The organism is Baaleninema sp. (genome assembly GCF_049974805.1).
Classification (GTDB): domain Bacteria; phylum Cyanobacteriota; class Cyanobacteriia; order Cyanobacteriales; family Geitlerinemataceae; genus Baaleninema.
Map to the genome: position 1 here is coordinate 1 of NZ_JBNGCO010000034.1, position 16,051 is coordinate 16,051.

The following is a 16,051-nucleotide window of genomic DNA, read 5'->3' on the forward strand; positions in this document are numbered from 1 at the left end:
GATTCGGTCAACCCGTAATATAACGGTAAACTAATCGCCTCTCGATAATACCGCTCTGCCTCCGGAAAATCTCCCCATTGAAAGCCGAGTTTTTGATAGTACGGCTGAGTATGGATGGGGATATAATGCAAATTTACCCCAATTCCCGCGCCTCGCAACGCTTCAAACACTTCCCGATGGGTTTTCTCAATTTTCTCTCGGTTCAAGCGAACGACGTATAAGTGCCAACTCGATGCAGTATCTGAATGTTGCTCGGGTAACGTAACTGGCAACCCTTGCAGTAACTCGTCATACCGACACGCCAAAAAACGACGACGGGACACAAACTCATCGAGACGCTGCATCTGACTTGCACCCAACGCTGCTTGAATGTCCGTCATGCGATAGTTCAATCCCAACTCTAACTGTTGGTAGTACCACGAACCATGAGGTGCTTCAGTCATTAAGTCAGGATTGCGCGTGATGCCGTGGGTTCTCAGCCGAACGAGCCGTTCGTACAAATCATCTCGATTCGTCACCACCATTCCGCCTTCCCCCGTAGTGATAATCTTCACAGGATGAAAGCTAAACACTGCCAGATCGGAATACGCACAAGATCCGACTGGCTTACCTCTATACTGCGCTCCGATCGCGTGGGAGGCATCCTCAAGCACCGTAAACCCATAACGTCGCGCCAGCGGTTCGATGCGTTCCATCTCGCAGGATTGTCCCGCCAGATGAACGGGAACGACAACCTTTGGCAGTTTCCCTTCCCGTTCGGCGCGATCGAGCTTCTGTTCCAATGCCTCAATACTGAGATTGTAAGTCCGAGGATCGATATCGACAAAATCGACATCTGCGCCACAATACAACCCACAGTTTGCCGAAGCCACAAAGGTATTCGGCGAAGTCCAGAGAATATCCCCTTTTCCCAATCCGGCCGCTAAACAGGCAATGTGTAAAGCGGCGGTGGCACTCGTCACGGCTACAGCATATTTCGCGCCGCAATACTCCGCAACCGCTTTTTCAAAGCGTTGAATTGCCGGACCTTGGGTAATCCAGTCCGATCGCAACACTTCAACCACAGCATCGATATCCTGCTGCGAAATATCCTGACGGCCGTAGGGAATATACTCTGCCATAAGCCTATTCTCGAATCAAATCAAGTAACTGCTCTGCCGTTAGCCAGTCCGTGTTGTTATCAGAACTGTAGACAAATCCTTCCGGCACGGGTTTTCCCGTTTCTCCCACTGCGTTACAGCTATAGTCTACTTTGTGAGAGTATTCGATGGTCGGCGTGATGACATAGCGATCGTGAAACTCTAAGGTCAAGTGCGAGGACTCAGCCGGACACATCACCTCGTGTAGTTTTTCTCCCGGTCGAATTCCAACAATCTTGTGAGGAAGATTGGGTGCTAAAGCCTTCGCCATATCCGTCATTTTCATCGACGGAATTTTGGGGACAAAAATCTCACCGCCCTGCATGCGATCGAAGCTAGACAAAACCAGATCTACACCTTGTTGAAGCGTAATCCAGAACCGAGTCATTCGAGGATCCGTAATGGGAAGCTCTGTCGCACCTTCCGCAATCAGTCGTTTAAAAAAGGGAATAACAGAACCGCGCGACCCAAGAACGTTACCATAGCGAACGACCGAGAAGCGAGTTTTGAGGCTACCCGCGATGTTATTCGCCGCAACAAATAGTTTATCTGCCGCTAACTTTGTCGCGCCATAAAGGTTAACGGGATTTACTGCTTTATCTGTAGACAAAGCAATAACTTTTTCAACTCCCTGTTCTAAAGCAACATCAATAACATTATTCGCACCGTGAATATTTGTTTTAATACACTCCATTGGATTGTATTCAGCCGCAGGAATTTGCTTGAGTGCTGCGGCGTGGATGACATAATCCACATCCCGCATTGCTAGCCCCAAACGCTTCGCATCCCGAACGTCGCCAATGAAATAGCGCATAGATGGCGCGTCGAATACTTGCGCCATTTCAAATTGCTTGAGTTCGTCACGGGAGTAAACAATGATTCTTCGCGGCTGGTAGCGTTCCAACAACGTTTTGACGCAATGCTTTCCAAAGGAACCCGTTCCGCCCGTAATTAATATCGTCTTACCATCAAACATTTTGTGTATCTTTACAATTCCAAATATATTAAGCTTGACCTCGACACCATTCTCGGTGTACCAATTGAATGAATAGCAAAATCCAGAAATAGACTTTTACCAGATAGCTACTCAGGCTTTTTGCGAATTAATCCCAAGATTTCAGAATTAGATTGGCTTAACTGAACCTACAGCTCCGAAGAATTTGTGGCTGAAGAAAACCTCAAACAAAAACACTCAAGACTACTTAAAGTTGCTTGACGAAAGATGTTTTTCTAAGTTCCCACTCCACTAAATCACCAGCCAATCGAATATATGTTTTGCCGACACGCTCAGATTGTCCAGACCCTCCAACACCGGTAAAGGTTCCACCCCCGAGCGAACCTGCGGCAAGCTATCCGGTTGGAATACTACCACCGACTCGTCTTGAGGGTCAATCAACCATCCTAATTGCGTCCCGGCATTCAAGCAATAGAGAATTTTCTCAATCACCTGGTTCGCTGACTGCTCCGGCGACAGAATCTCGATAACCCAATCCGGATGACAGTCGAAGCGATTGGCAATTCTCCCCCGTTCCGTCTTGGGAATCCGACTCCAAGCAAACACGGCGATATCGGGAACAATAGAGCGCCCCGAAAACGTACACCGCAGTTCCGTAAACCCATGAGCCAACTTCCCCGGAACCGCCACCTCGTTAATCGCCGTCCCCAAACGAATCTGTAACGCGCTATGTTCCCCTTGCGGCATTGGTTTTTGCCGAACATTCCCCTCAACATATTCACAAGCCGGTTGAGTCTCGGGATAAGCCAAGAACTCCTCAAGCGTGAGTTGACCCGTCAAGGGAGGAACCGCAACCATAAAACACCTCCAAACCGTCAAATTACAACCGTCACGACCCCAACCCTACCTGCAACCGCGTCAAAACCTGCCCCATCTCCCCCGCCAGCAGAGCCTTCACATCCAACACCAACCCCGGAAAAAACGGACTACTCAAACAACCCGCCGCGTCCGGTTCCTGCTGGCGATATTCCCCCTCGTCGAGAACGTACCAGCGAAACTCCTCTTCCAGAACCACCCAAACCAGATATTCCCGAACCTCGTTCCGACGGTACGCCCGTAACTTATCGTGGAGGTCGTAAGATGCCGTACTCGCCGCAATCTCCACAATCAACTCCGGCGCACCTTCAATATAATCGTCCTCGCTAATCCGCGACTGTCCCCCCGCCGCCTCATCGAGCCGCAAGAGGGCATCGGGTTGAACTTCATTTTTCGAGTCTAGGCGAACTGTCGCGTTATCTCCAAGCGTTACACTTGGCGCGATCGCTTCGTACACTCCCAACCAAGTTATAACTCTGGCATGAGGGTTCGCGTGTTTTCCCATCCTCACCGGAGATGCCACGTAAACAACTCCCTCAACTAGCTCCGCTTTCTTAACATGAGGCATTCCGTGGTAGCGTTTCTCAAATTCGACCCGAGACAAGCGATCTCCGCTTTCCAAAACCGGCACGGGTTTCGCCTCCACCTGTTTTCCTCGACTCACGACAAAACCTCCCCTCGTTCTCAAACCGGTCTAGACAGACTGCTGCTGCAACCAAACCTGAAAATCCGCCATTCCCGTAAAATCCAACAGTGCATCCGCCAAGGCTTCCCGCTGCGTTCGAGAAAGCGATTTCACCTGTTGTTGCTGCTGGGGGGACAGTTCCCCACAACGGCGGCTTAACTGTCGCAGCAGTATCTCCAGTTCGCCTTGGTCGAGACCTTCCTGGCGACCTTCCTGGCGACCTTCGGCGAACACATCCTTGTAAAACTGGGTGTCCTGAAGTCTGACGTTCGTGATATCCAACATCTCCCGTATCTGCTCCCAACTCAACTTTGGAAACTTACTCACCAGTATACTTTCGAGCAAATCTAAGCGTCGCTGAAATGCCGCCTCACTCGCTTCTCGACTTAACAGACGACGGGCACTTTCGGCCGCTTCTTCTGGCGAAACCACCAATAACCGCAACAGTTCTAAATTGGGACTCAAGTCCGTCAATGGGATTAAGTCTTCGAGATAGAACCGTTCCACTTGGCTGTCTAACAGGCTGCGATAGGGCGTTTCAACGCCAAAATCCAAGGTACGACGGGGAAACAGCAACAATCCCCGCCAAGGTCGCGTCACCTCGTACTGTTCCAAATACAGGAAAATTTCCCCGAAAAAGCGTCGATAAAACCCGTTGTCGCTCTGCATCTGGGCTTCGAGGAATACCAGGGGGAGGTTGAGGTCGTCGCCGATAGGAGTCAGTAAGCCATCGAGTCGCCGTTCCCGTTCTTTGAGGACGGGGGCGCTATACTCGAACTCGCAATCTGGCGGAATTCCGGGGACGAGTTCGGCGATGAGTTCCGGTTGTCGCAGGAAAATGCGGTAGAAAATCTTGTCGGTTTTCATAGCGATATACGTTGGCGGTGCGTGACGATGTATCGGTTTCAGGTTCGACCCCCGAGTTTTCAAGTCACGCACCCTACGTCACTGTAATAACAAGACGATCGACCCTCAAATTTCCCCCCTTTCCAATCGCCTAAAATACAAACATCGCCCCAAATTACCAGGAGGCCATCCCATGGACGCCACCCTCACCCTGGAACTGCCAACCTCCACCATTCTCCAGGTCACTCCGGAACAATTTGAAGCCCTGGCCGCGGCCAACCGCGACTTACGCTTAGAACGTACTGCCAAAGGAGAATTGATTGTCATGCCCCCCACTGGCGGCGAATCCGGTCAACGAAACTTCAGCTTGACCGCCCAGCTTGGCATTTGGGTCGAAACCCATTCAGACCTCGGTGAAGGGTTCGACTCTTCTACTGGATTTATCCTCCCCAACGGTGCCATCCGTTCCCCGGATGCGGCTTGGGTGAGTCGCTCTCGCTGGGACGCTCTCACCCCGGAACAACGTCGGGGTTTTCCGCCGCTATGTCCGGATTTCGTTATCGAACTGCGATCGCCCTCTGATAACCTGCTGCCGCTACAAGCCAAAATGCAGGAATATCGCGACAACGGCACGGGACTGGGTTGGCTCATCGACCCCCAACGGCAACAGGTGGAAGTCTACCGCGACGGAGGAGAAGTCGAGGTGTTAGACCGTCCGCTGGAACTGTCGGGGGAGGTGGTTTTACCGGAGTTTCGGTTGAATTTGCAGCGGATTTGGTGACGAGGGAGCAGCTAGAAGTTAGGGTTTTGGTTCGCCAACCGTTACCGCCCTCTGTCCAAACTCACCGGCCCCGAACCGAAATAAAACGCCATCAACAACCCCCCCAGTAACCCCAGATTTTTGAAAAACGCGGTGGTTTGTGCGGGATCGGTGGGATTGTGAAACACAATCGTGGCGGGGACGAGAAACAGAATTAACAAAATCGTTCCGATACGAACTTTGTACCCGAGAACTAGAGACAAGCCGCCGAGGAGTTGAAACACAATGGTTCCGACAAGCAGCACTGCGGGAATCGGCAACCCGCGATCGCCCATCATTTGAGCAGTTGCAGCAAATCCCGTAATTTTATTGATTCCCGCTCTCAGAAAGATGGTAGCGAGGCAAATTCGCGCGACGAGTGGGATGTAATTCATGAGGTTTGTAAATTGACTTGAAAAGGGGTTGGGTTACGCTTTCGCTAACCCAACTTACGCCATCCCTTCAAACTATGCGCTGAAGTATTTCGCCACCGGATGATACGCCACAAACGCCGTTGTAGACTGTTCCGGATACAACTGTTCGCTTTCGTCCATATACATTCCGATTCGATCGACTCCCATCAACTCCAACTGACGGTATTGATCGGAAACGTTCGGACAAGCGGGATAACCGAAACTATATCGCGAACCTTGATAGCGTTGCGCCAACACATCGCGAATATTCTCCGGTTCCAAATCCCCATATCCTAATTCGCGGCGAATCTTCGCGTGAATCCATTCTGCCATCGCTTCCGCCATCTGCACCGCCATACCGTGATAGTACAAATAATCGGTGTACTCGTTCGCCGCAAACAGTTTGTTAGCGAATTCTGTGGCAATATGCCCCACGGTCACCGCTTGCATGGGAAATACGTCAATTTGTCCGCTTTCTTTCGGTGCGAAAAAGTCTGCAATACACAGACGACGCATGGATTTTTGACGGGGAAAAGTAAACGTCGCCACGGGTTCAGTTAACTGTCCCGATTCCGCTTCCTCGGGTTTATAAAGATGCAGGGAGTTCCCTTCCGACTGACAGGGAAAATAGCCGTAAATCAGTTGAGGGTGCAGTAAATTTTCCTCGGCGATGCGTTGTTTCCAAGTTTCCAAAATCGGATAAACCGTTTCTTCTAAAAACGCTTCGTACTCTTCCCGAGACTGTTCGCGAGGTTTGCGGAACTGCCACTGACCTGCAATCAAGGCTTGTAAGTCCAAATAGCCGTAGAGTTCCTCGAGGGGAATGTCTTCCGGTTGCAGGATTTTCGTTCCCCAAAACGGCGGTGTGGGTCGATCTATCTCCACATCCACCGCTTCGGAACGGCGAGTATCGACTTCGACGGGTTCGGCGGGTTGGGATTTGTCTTTTTCGGGCTTCTCCGCCACGGGTTCGGCAGTTTCCACCACTTCCACCTTGCCGTTTTCTTCATTTAAGAAGCCTTTCAAATCGTCCCACTCGCCATCGGCCTTGGCGGGCATCAACTTGTCCATAAAGTGCAAGTCGGCAAAGGCATCTTTTCCGTAAATCACTCGCCCTTTATAGGCGTTCTGACAATCTTGGTAAACGAATTTCGGCGTCAACGCCGCACCGCCGAGAATCACGGGTACGGTAATTCCTTCTTCATTAAAGACTTCTAAATTATCTTTCATGAAGGCAGTAGATTTAACCAACAAACCGCTCATGGCGATACAGTCGGCGTTGTGTTCGCGGTAGGCGCGAATGATGTTTTCAACGGGTTGTTTAATGCCGAGGTTGATGACTTTATAACCGTTGTTAGAGAGGATGATATCGACGAGGTTTTTACCAATGTCGTGAACGTCTCCTTTTACAGTGGCGATTAAGAAAATGCCTTTGCCGCTGTCGTCGGCGTCTTCTTTATCCATGTAGGGTTCGAGATAGGCAACTGCTGCTTTCATCGTTTGCGCCGACTGCAACACAAACGGAAGTTGCATTTGTCCCGAACCGAACAACTCGCCGACAACTTTCATGCCGTCGAGGAGGAAGGTATTGATAATTTCCAGGGGTGGATATTGTTTGAGAGCGGTTTCGAGGGATTCTTCTAACCCAATCCGTTCGCCATCGATGATGTGTTGTTTTAACCGCTCTTCGATGGGAAGATTTGCGTCGATTTGTTTAGTTTTCTTCGCCGATTTTCCTTCAAACAGGGTGGTGAGAATTCCGAGGGGATCGTAGGTGCAAGCGTCGCCGTCGAACTCCCGGCGATCGTAAATGAGATCGCGGCAGACTTTTTGGTGGTCGGGGTCGATTTTCGCCAGGGGTAAAATCTTGCTGGCGCTGACGATGGCCGAATCCAATCCCACTTCCATCGCCTCGTGGAGAAAGACGGAGTTGAGGACTTGTCGCGCGGCGGCGTTCAAACCGAAGGAGATGTTAGACACCCCTAAAATAATGTGGCAGTCGGGGAGTTCTTGCCGCATCCGGCGAATGGATTCGATGGTGGCTTTGCCGTTTTCTCGGTCTTCTTCAATCCCTGTCGAAATCGGAAGTGCCAGGGGGTCGAAAAAGATTTCTCGCGCCGGAATGCCGTATTCGATCGCCGCGTAATAGGCGCGTTTGGCAATCTCGAATTTTTTCTCGGCGGTTCGCGCCATACCGTCTTCGTCGATGGTTCCGACGACAATTCCCGCGCCGTATTTTTTGGCTAAATCTAATACTTTATAAAATCGCGGTTCGCCGTCTTCGTAGTTGGTGGAGTTGAGGAGGCATTTACCGCCGGCCACTTTCAACCCCGCTTCCATTTTTTCCCACTCGGTCGAGTCCAGCATCAACGGAAGTTTGACGTTGTTCACCAGACGCGAGACTAATTCGTGCATATCGCGCACGCCGTCCCGTCCTACGTAATCGACGTTGACATCGAGAATTTGTGCGCCTTCTTTTTCCTGCGCTCTCGCCAAAGCCACGAGACCGTCCCAATCTTCGTTGTTGAGGAGGGTTCTGGCTTTTTTCGACCCGCTGGCGTTGAGGCGTTCGCCGACGATGAGGAAGGAGTTGTCCTGTTCGTAGGTTTGGGTCGAGTAAATGGAGGCTGCGGAGGGTTCGTAGTTCGGTTTCCGGTCTTTGGGATGGAGGGTTTGGGAAATTTCGGCTAAGGCGGCGATATGTTCGGGTCGGGTTCCGCAGCATCCGCCGATAATTTGCACCCCTAAGTCCTCGATGAAGTGCATCAGGGACATTTTCAGTTCGAGGGGGGTGAGTTTGTAGTGCGCTTGACCGCCGACGTTTTCGGGAAGTCCGGCGTTGGGGATGCAGGAGACGATGAAGGGGGAATGTTCCGATAAGTACCGGATATGGTCTTTCATCAAGTCGGGGCCGGTGGCGCAGTTGAGACCCAGGATATCGATATTGTAGGGTTCGAGGATGGCCAGCGCCGCGCCGATTTCGGAGCCGACGAGCATGGTGCCGAACTGTTCCATGGTGACGGAGACCATGATGGGACGGCGATCGCCTTTTTTGGCGAATACGTCTTCGATGGCGTTGAGTGCGGATTTGATTTGCAGAACGTCTTGGCAGGTTTCGACGAGAAACAAATCGACGCCGCCGTCGTAGAGTCCTTCAGCTTGGATGGTGTAGGCGTTGCGAAGGCTGTCGAAGTCGATATGTCCCAGGGTGGGGAGTTTGGTTCCGGGCCCCATCGACCCGGCGGCGAAGCGAGGTTTTTCGGGGGTGGAGTATTCGGCGGCGATGCTTTTGGCCAGTTCGGCGGCGGCTTTGTTGAGTTCGTAGGCTTTGTCTGCTAGGTCGTATTCGGCGAGGACGACTGGGGTTCCGCCGAAGGTGTCGGTTTCGATGACGTCGGCACCGGCTTCGAGGAAGGCGCGGTGAACGGTGGCGACGGCGTCGGGTTTGGTTTGGACGAGGTATTCGTTACAGCCTTCGTATTGGGGACCGCCGAAATCCTCGGCGGTGAGGTTCTGTACTTGCAGGTTGGTTCCCATGGCGCCGTCGAACACGAGAACGGGACGCTCGGGACTGTGGAGTCGATCGAGGAAGGCGCTATTCATAAACTAAGTCACACATAAGGAGTAGCTTTACAATTTTACATGGCTGTTTGGGGGGCAGTCTGTGAAGGAGCGGTGAAGCAGAGGGGTTGAGGGGAGAATTCGGGAAGGAGTGGCGATCGATACGGTCAACCCGGAGACTCTGGGATTTGGGGACAACGGCATTTGGGGACAACGGCGATTTCTCGAAATCGTCGCCGAATATCGCGACGGAACAGGACAGGTTGGCGGTCTGAGGGAACTGGAAATCTCGTGAAATTAACAAATCCCCGGTATTTCCGAAATACCGGGAATCTCACGGCGATCGATGATTTTAACAACCGGGTTTCTGCGTAAGTCCGCGCGAATTCAGGCGATCGCAACCTCCGGCGACAGATAGACATCTTGAATGGCGTGGAGGAGTTTCACCCCCTCTTCCATCGGGCGCTGAAACGCCTTGCGGCCGGAAATCAAACCGCCACCGCCAGCCCGTTTGTTAATCACCGCCGTTCGTACCGCTTGGGCGAAATCGTTGTCTCCCGAAGCGCCGCCGGAATTAATCAACGGGATGCGTCCGGCGTAGCAGTTGAGGACTTGATATCGCGTCAAGTCGATGGGGTGTTGGCTGGTGAGTTCGGCGTAAACGCGCTCGTGGGTGCGTCCGTATTTTCCGCCCGTTCCCCGCGCCACGGCGTCGTACCCGTCGTTACACTGGGGCTGTTTCTGTTTGATGATGTCGGCTTCGAGGGTGACGCCCATGTGGTTGGCTTGTCCGGTGAGGTCGGCGGCGGTGTGGTAGTCCTTATCCTGTTTGAAGACGGAGTTTCGTAGGTAACACCACAGAATCGTCGCCATTCCCAGTTCGTGGGCGCGTTCGAAGGCGCGGCCGACTTCGCGAATTTGTCGGGCTGATTCTTCTGAACCGAAGTAAACGGTCGCACCTACGGCGGTGGCGCCGAGGTTCCAAGCTTGGTCGACGGAGGCAAAGGGAATTTGGTCGTATCGGTTGGGATAGGTGAGTAACTCGTTGTGGTTGAGTTTGACGATAAAGGGGATGCGGTGGGCGTAGCGGCGAGATACGGACCCCAACGCGCCTAATGTGGTGGCGATGGCGTTGCATCCGCCTTCTAAAGCGAGGCGTACTAGGTTTTCTGGGTCGAAATAGAGGGGGTTGGGGGCGAAGGATGCTGCGCCGGAATGTTCGATTCCTTGGTCTACGGGGAGGATGGAGAGATAGCCGGTATGGGCGAGGCGACCGTGGCTGAAGAGTTGTTGGAGACTGCGCAAGACTTGGGGATTGCGATCGCTCTGGGCGAACAGGTGATCGACCACATCTCCCGAGGGAAGGTTTAACATCTCCTTGGGAAGTCGCGCTTGATAGTTTAGGAGATCGTCGGCTTCCTCGCCGAGATAGGATTCGATCGAGGTGGGGCGTTTTACTGTAGTCGTCATATCAATCGTTGATTGTTTACAGCCTACCAATGGTTTTTAAGACATTAACCGAGTCTTGTTTCTAGGGTATTGAATTAACCCGAGAGGTTACCTCTCTCTATAGAGAGAGTTGAGAAAAAATTGGGGCTTAATCGTTACAATCCCCAAAGGTCGATAGCGATCGCCGCCTCGTCTAAACTGGCGAGAACCTTCAAATTTCGATGCGATCGCCAAATCTCGCCCGCAACGGTATTACAATCGATCGCAGCTTTTTGATTCGTCCTTCACACCGATTTTCGTGGCTATGACGCCCAACTCCAACCCCGAACTGATTCGACTTCTCCAACAGCGCCTCGAAACCGCCCCCAACCGCCGCATTTCCTTTGCTGAGTACATGGAAACGGTCTTATATCACCCCCAACAGGGCTATTACTCCCGAGGGGCGAAATTCGGCGCGGGCGGCGATTTCGTCACGTCAACCCACCTCAGTGCAGATTTTGGGGAAATGTTGGCGAAACAATTGCGTCAGATTTGGGAAATTTTAGGAAAACCCAACCCGTTTTCCGTCGTAGAAATGGGGGCGGGTCAAGGTATTTTAGCCGTCGATACCTTGCGATATCTCCAGCGCGAGGCGAGGGATTGTTTCGAGGCGATCGAATACATTATTGTCGAAACTTCCCCGAGTTTGCGATCGCACCAAAAGCAAATTCAAGGGGCCAACCTACGTTGGTGCGATGGGGACGAAATTCCCGAGGCGTCGATCGTCGGCTGTTTTCTCTCTAACGAACTCGTCGACGCCTTTCCCGTCCACCGCCTCGCCGTCGAAAACGGTCAGTTACGGGAAATTTACACCACCCTCGACGCATCCGGCGGCTTTCAAGAGGTGACGGGGGAACTCTCGACGCCGCAACTGCGGGAGTACTTCGACCTCGTGGGAATCGACCCCAGCGGCTTTCGGGACGGCTATCGAACCGAAGTCAACCGGCAAGCCCTCTCGTGGTTGGAAACCGTGGCTAACCAACTCCAGCGAGGCTACGTTTTGACCGTCGATTACGGCTACGAAGCGCAACGGTACTACAGCCCCGGTCGATCGAGCGGGACGTTACAGTGTTACTGCCAACATCGCTATCACGACAATCCCTATATCGCCGTCGGAGAACAAGACATCACTGCCCACGTGGATTTTACCGCCTTGCAGCGTCAGGGGGAGGCCTGCGGTCTGACCACAGAAGGATTTACCCAACAGGGCTTGTTTTTAATGGCGTTGGGACTCGGAGACCGACTGGCCGCACTAGGACAGGAAAACCGTCCGGCCACCGGAGAGGATATTATCAACGTCATGCAGCGTCGCCAGGTGTTGCACTCCCTCATCGACCCCACGGGATTGGGGGGATTCGGCGTGTTGGTTCAAAGCAAAGGCTTAGAGAGCGATCGCGAACCGTTAAAAGGGTTAACGCCGCCGCCAATGTTCTAAAATCGATGAGGTAATCGACTCAGCTATTTTCTAGAGAGTTTTTTCTCAAAGAGGGCCGAGCGATTGCGGACAAAGTGTTACCATTCAACGGCGAATTCCATAGAGTTCCAAAAACGAGAATGAACGATCCGATCAATCCATCTCTACGTCAACTTCCGCGCCACGAACCGGCGGAATTGATTCCGTCCCTTCGCGAAACCTCTCTTTTAGAATGGCTCAAAGCCTCGGGGCGCATCATTCCTCGCGACGATCGAGAACAATCTGCCGCTCGCGAAGAGGAAGAATTCATCGGTTTGATTGCAGAGGAAGAAGACGATAGTTATAACGAGAGCGACGACAGCAACGACAGCGACGACTTGTAGGTACGGGTTTGAGGTGTGGGTTTTGAGGGTCGATCGCTCGAAGTTTCCGTCAAAACCAAAGGAAAACGGCGATCGATCTCAAACTTGAAAACTCAACCTTGAAAAGCAGCCTACAACAAAGTCGAGTGTGGGGAGTGACGAGGAAGTGCTGTGGATACGAAAGTCTCGAATCGAAGAGAGACCCTCACCGGAGGGCGTCTCTCCTGGGTGTTGGCTGGGGTCTTGAGTCTCGCCGCCGTTATCTTTGATGTTTTCAACGATCGCCTGTTCGATGCCGCCTTTTCACTGACGTTACCGTTTTGGGTCGGTGCGGGATTGTCGGCGATCGTCGGCGTTTGGGGGGTTCCGGCCTTGCAACGGCTCAAAACCGGTCAGGTGATTCGCGAAGAAGGGCCACAAGGCCATTTCAAAAAAGCGGGAACTCCCACGATGGGGGGAATTCTGTTCGTTCCCGTAGCGGCGATCGTCGCTTTAGCGTGGGTGCGGCTGTCGGGGGAACTCTCGACGATCGATCGCACCTCAGTCGTGGGCGCAGCCGCCTTGACCCTCGCTTACGGATTCATTGGATGGCTCGACGACTGGCAAGTGTTGCGCCGTAAATCCAATAAGGGGATTTCCCCCCGCACGAAATTGGCCTTGCAAATCGGCTTCGCCATCCTGTTTTGTGCCTGGGCGAAAGTGACCCCCGGCTTGGCCGACAGCGAAGCCGTGCCGTTTCCCGGCGGTTGGGTACTTCCCTTGGGGGCGCTGTTTTGGCTGTTAGCCGGATTCGTCCTCGTGGCCGAAAGCAACGCCACCAACCTCACCGACGGCCTCGACGGCTTGATGGGGGGAACGGGATCGATCGCCTTTTTAGGACTGGCGGCCGTCGTCGCCCCGACATTTCCCGGTTTGGCGCTGTTTTGCGCCGTCACGAGCGGGGCTTGTTTGGGCTTTTTAGTCCACAACCACAACCCCGCACGGGTCTTTATGGGGGATACGGGTTCCCTGGCGTTAGGGGGTGCCTTAGCTGCCGTCGGAGTGCTGGCGAACGTCCTGTTCGGGTTGTTAATCCTCAGCGGGCTGTTTTTTGCCGAAACCCTCTCTGTCATCGCCCAAGTGGGGTATTACAAAGCGACGAAGAACTCCGAAGGCGTCGGAAAGCGTCTGTTCAAAATGGCACCGTTGCACCACCATTTTGAGTTATCGGGTTGGTCGGAGTTGCAGGTGGTGGCGACGTTTTACGGCGTAACGGCTATCCTAGCGGTAATCGCGTTGGTAATACGTTGATAGGGAACGGGGAACAGCGAACAGTCAACAGGCGTAGGGTGCGTGACTTGACAAATCGGGAGTCCATGGCGAGACCGAGAAATCGTCACGCACCGACCTCATCCCGATCGTACCCCCATCCCCCGAACTGTGTGTGTGATGTCCCATGCGTGAAGATGTGCTTGTCGTGCAAACGATCGATCTCGCTCAGTTGGAGAATATCAGAGCCAAACTCGACCTGACGCTTTTGGCGTTGGAAGCGCTGGCCGGAATCGGGTCGGATGCCGTGTTGCGTGCGGCCGACAAACTGGGACAAGCGGAGACGATCGGCGATCGCGTGACCTTGTGGCGACTGCGCCAGTCGAGTCCCCTGAGAAACGGTCAGGGGGGACGTAAAAAGTTAGACGTGGAAGAAGCGCGATCGCTGGTGTTAGTCCTCTGTGCGCTGGCGCGGGAATACCACGAACTGATTCGGCGGGCGATGGCTTTGCTGGAACAGTACGACGCCATCGATCGCCCCCCCCACGAGGCTGGCTTGTTAGGGGACTATCTCGATCGCTTCACGGAAGCCTATCAAGAGCGCATGGTAGACGGCGATCGCGTCTCGCCGCAGGTTCTCGAACAGTTAGCCTTGAAGCTGCTGGTCGATTTGTTGTTTTATAGCGGTCCAGAAGGAGCGCGTCGGCTGTGGTTGGCGTTGTTCGATGGGGAAGTGGCGCAGAGGGTTCCCCGCAACGCCGAAGCCGCGTTTCCCAAATCGCCACCGCGAAACCTGCCGCGATCGCAGCGTCCGTCTGGGTTGGACTTGCCGAAAACATGAGGTTGCCGTTCGTCTATGCTGTCGTCTGACGCCATCACTACTGTATTGCGCGGCTCAATTCGCCGTCAGTACACGCCCCCCACCTGTTCCCTCGTGGTGACAGCCAAGTGCGGGGCCTCGTGGTTTCGATCGAAAACGCCCCAGATCTCGCGGGTGCGGTTCGAGTTATCTTTCGACGATCCCCGCCTTCCCGACGAGCAGCAAAAAACAGTACGGGGAGACAAAGCCCAACTCGATCGCCTCTGCGACGCCGTAACCACCTACGTGGGGCATCTGTTGGCACAACCGCCGCAACCGACCGCCGTGGCGGCCGGAGGCAGAAGACAGCGGGGCGATCGCTGGCCGGTGACGGCCGCCTCCATCGCGCCGTTACCCTACCGCAGTGATTCCATCTACCTGCAACCGAAAGGCTTCGTCTCTCACGAGTTGGTTTTGGGGTCTTTAGCCACCGAAGAAACCGGAACGGCGATTCGCTTGGGAACCCTGCAACTGTTCGATTTAGCCGCAGCGTTGGAAGAGTACGCGGCAGATTTGGGACAATTGCCGGAACGGGACGGCTCGATCGATCCCCTGCCCCTGTGGATGAGTGCAGCGGCCGGCGTCGTCGCCACCCTGGGCTTGACCGCAGCCCTCGGACGCCTCGACCTGGCGCGATCGCCCCAACCCACTCCCATCACCGTCTCAGCGTTAGAATCCTCCCCCGCCGACGCACCCGAACCCCTGCCACAGCGCACCTTACCCCCCGCTCCGAAAAACCTCGCCACACCGCCGCCGTTGAGCCGTCCCACGGTACCGCCACCGACGTCGATCGATCCCACCCCCATCGAAATTCCCACCTCGGCCACCCCCGTCGCCTCCTCCGACCACTCCCGCAGAGCGACCCCGTCCGGCGAAACCCCTTCCTCAGCAGCAGAAGAGACAGCGACGCCTATTCCCAACGCCCCTGCCATGATGGCCGCACCGACCACCGAACCGACCGTTTCCCCCATCGCCCCCACCGTTCCCGAAGTTCGCTTCGACGAGGTTTCGCCCTCCGAAGCGCCATTCGACTCGCCGCAAGTGGCGCGCACCGCACCGCCGCCGAGAGACTTAGGAACCGCCTTCGACGTGGTGCCGCAAGTGGCGGAAGTTCGCCGTTACTTCCAAGACCGCTGGCAACCCCCCGACGGTCTGACACAGACCCTAGAATATACCCTGTCGATCGATGCCGAAGGTCGCCTCGAAACCGTAGTTCCCCTCGGGAAAACCGCCACGCAGTTTATCGACAGCGCCAAATTACCCGACCTGGGCGAAACCTTCGTATCGCCTGCCAACTCAGGGGTTAGCCTACGACTGGTTCTCGGTCACGACGGCCGGGTTCAAACCTTCGTTCAGTAAAACTCAGGAGAGGAAGAGATGGGGAGATGGGGAGAGGGGGGAGATGG

15 protein-coding genes are annotated in these 16,051 nt (G+C 54.0%); 7 read left to right on the top strand and 8 right to left on the bottom strand.

The window, feature by feature from the left end; translation table 11 throughout:
• The 5 genes from pseC to ACP5D4_RS08915 form a co-directional block, all read right to left on the bottom strand.
• The coding region (gene pseC / locus ACP5D4_RS08895; RefSeq protein WP_428011267.1) for a UDP-4-amino-4,6-dideoxy-N-acetyl-beta-L-altrosamine transaminase at positions 1–1,121 on the bottom strand (1,121 nt) is incomplete at its 3' end.
• 4 nt (positions 1,122–1,125) lie between these two features.
• The gene (pseB, locus tag ACP5D4_RS08900) at positions 1,126–2,115 is read right to left on the bottom strand and encodes a UDP-N-acetylglucosamine 4,6-dehydratase (inverting) (protein WP_428011268.1); all 990 of its coding nucleotides are present in this window, start codon (positions 2,113–2,115) and stop codon (positions 1,126–1,128) included.
• A gap of 270 nt (positions 2,116–2,385) precedes the next feature.
• Complete coding sequence (locus tag ACP5D4_RS08905; RefSeq protein WP_428011269.1) at positions 2,386–2,952, bottom strand: Uma2 family endonuclease; 567 nt, start codon at positions 2,950–2,952, stop codon at positions 2,386–2,388.
• Positions 2,953–2,983: 31 nt separating this feature from the next.
• The gene (locus tag ACP5D4_RS08910; protein ID WP_428011270.1) at positions 2,984–3,634 is read right to left on the bottom strand and encodes a Uma2 family endonuclease; all 651 of its coding nucleotides are present in this window, start codon (positions 3,632–3,634) and stop codon (positions 2,984–2,986) included.
• 30 nt (positions 3,635–3,664) lie between these two features.
• Entirely contained in the window at positions 3,665–4,522 is an 858-nt protein-coding gene (locus ACP5D4_RS08915) for a DUF2887 domain-containing protein (RefSeq protein WP_428011271.1), read from the bottom strand.
• A gap of 172 nt (positions 4,523–4,694) precedes the next feature.
• Here ACP5D4_RS08915 and ACP5D4_RS08920 point away from each other — a divergent pair, with 172 nt between their 5' ends.
• Complete coding sequence (locus ACP5D4_RS08920) at positions 4,695–5,282, top strand: Uma2 family endonuclease (RefSeq protein ID WP_428011272.1); 588 nt, start codon at positions 4,695–4,697, stop codon at positions 5,280–5,282.
• Positions 5,283–5,323: 41 nt separating this feature from the next.
• Here ACP5D4_RS08920 and ACP5D4_RS08925 read toward each other — a convergent pair whose 3' ends face one another.
• Positions 5,324–5,695, bottom strand: coding sequence for a DoxX family protein (locus tag ACP5D4_RS08925; protein WP_428011273.1), 372 nt, complete (start codon positions 5,693–5,695; stop codon positions 5,324–5,326).
• Between the two features lie 72 nt (positions 5,696–5,767).
• Positions 5,768–9,316: a methionine synthase gene (gene metH / locus ACP5D4_RS08930; RefSeq protein ID WP_428011274.1), complete on the bottom strand. Its 3,549-nt coding sequence runs from the start codon at positions 9,314–9,316 to the stop codon at positions 5,768–5,770.
• Positions 9,317–9,425: 109 nt separating this feature from the next.
• Between metH and ACP5D4_RS08935 the strand changes: the two genes are divergently transcribed.
• A complete protein-coding gene (locus ACP5D4_RS08935) occupies positions 9,426–9,569 on the top strand; it encodes a hypothetical protein (protein ID WP_428011275.1) in 144 nt (47 codons plus the stop codon).
• Positions 9,570–9,661: 92 nt separating this feature from the next.
• Here the strand turns inward: ACP5D4_RS08935 and ACP5D4_RS08940 are convergent, their stop codons facing one another.
• Entirely contained in the window at positions 9,662–10,744 is a 1,083-nt protein-coding gene (locus ACP5D4_RS08940) for a class I fructose-bisphosphate aldolase (protein ID WP_428011276.1), read from the bottom strand.
• Positions 10,745–11,027: 283 nt separating this feature from the next.
• On the opposite strand from ACP5D4_RS08940, the gene ACP5D4_RS08945 reads away from it, so the two are divergent.
• The 5 genes from ACP5D4_RS08945 (at position 11,028) to ACP5D4_RS08965 (ending at position 16,004) form a co-directional block, all read left to right on the top strand.
• Positions 11,028–12,197 (top strand): class I SAM-dependent methyltransferase, encoded by a 1,170-nt coding sequence (locus ACP5D4_RS08945; RefSeq protein WP_428011277.1) that lies wholly within the window; start codon positions 11,028–11,030, stop codon positions 12,195–12,197.
• A gap of 119 nt (positions 12,198–12,316) precedes the next feature.
• The gene (locus tag ACP5D4_RS08950; protein ID WP_428011278.1) at positions 12,317–12,559 is read left to right on the top strand and encodes a DUF3134 domain-containing protein; all 243 of its coding nucleotides are present in this window, start codon (positions 12,317–12,319) and stop codon (positions 12,557–12,559) included.
• A 150-nt stretch (positions 12,560–12,709) separates the two neighbouring features.
• Positions 12,710–13,828 (top strand): phospho-N-acetylmuramoyl-pentapeptide-transferase, encoded by a 1,119-nt coding sequence (gene mraY / locus ACP5D4_RS08955; RefSeq protein WP_428011279.1) that lies wholly within the window; start codon positions 12,710–12,712, stop codon positions 13,826–13,828.
• A gap of 166 nt (positions 13,829–13,994) precedes the next feature.
• Positions 13,995–14,627: a DUF3038 domain-containing protein gene (locus ACP5D4_RS08960; protein WP_428011280.1), complete on the top strand. Its 633-nt coding sequence runs from the start codon at positions 13,995–13,997 to the stop codon at positions 14,625–14,627.
• A 15-nt stretch (positions 14,628–14,642) separates the two neighbouring features.
• Positions 14,643–16,004 carry a DUF4335 domain-containing protein gene (locus tag ACP5D4_RS08965; RefSeq protein WP_428011281.1) on the top strand — a complete coding sequence of 454 codons (1,362 nt, stop codon included), beginning with the start codon at positions 14,643–14,645 and terminating at the stop codon, positions 16,002–16,004.
• The last annotated feature ends 47 nt before the right edge of the window (positions 16,005–16,051 follow it).

Excerpts from the sequence above, each read along its gene's own strand:
- pseB (WP_428011268.1), bottom strand. The coding sequence starts at position 2,115 with ATGTTTGATGGTAAGACGATATTAATTACGGGCGGAACGGGTTCCTTT.
- ACP5D4_RS08905 (WP_428011269.1), bottom strand. The coding sequence starts at position 2,952 with ATGGTTGCGGTTCCTCCCTTGACGGGTCAACTCACGCTTGAGGAGTTC.
- ACP5D4_RS08915 (WP_428011271.1), bottom strand. The coding sequence starts at position 4,522 with ATGAAAACCGACAAGATTTTCTACCGCATTTTCCTGCGACAACCGGAA.
- ACP5D4_RS08920 (WP_428011272.1), top strand. The coding sequence starts at position 4,695 with ATGGACGCCACCCTCACCCTGGAACTGCCAACCTCCACCATTCTCCAG.
- ACP5D4_RS08925 (WP_428011273.1), bottom strand. The coding sequence starts at position 5,695 with ATGAATTACATCCCACTCGTCGCGCGAATTTGCCTCGCTACCATCTTT.
- metH (WP_428011274.1), bottom strand. The coding sequence starts at position 9,316 with ATGAATAGCGCCTTCCTCGATCGACTCCACAGTCCCGAGCGTCCCGTT.
- ACP5D4_RS08940 (WP_428011276.1), bottom strand. The coding sequence starts at position 10,744 with ATGACGACTACAGTAAAACGCCCCACCTCGATCGAATCCTATCTCGGC.
- ACP5D4_RS08945 (WP_428011277.1), top strand. The coding sequence starts at position 11,028 with ATGACGCCCAACTCCAACCCCGAACTGATTCGACTTCTCCAACAGCGC.
- ACP5D4_RS08950 (WP_428011278.1), top strand. The coding sequence starts at position 12,317 with ATGAACGATCCGATCAATCCATCTCTACGTCAACTTCCGCGCCACGAA.
- ACP5D4_RS08965 (WP_428011281.1), top strand. The coding sequence starts at position 14,643 with ATGCTGTCGTCTGACGCCATCACTACTGTATTGCGCGGCTCAATTCGC.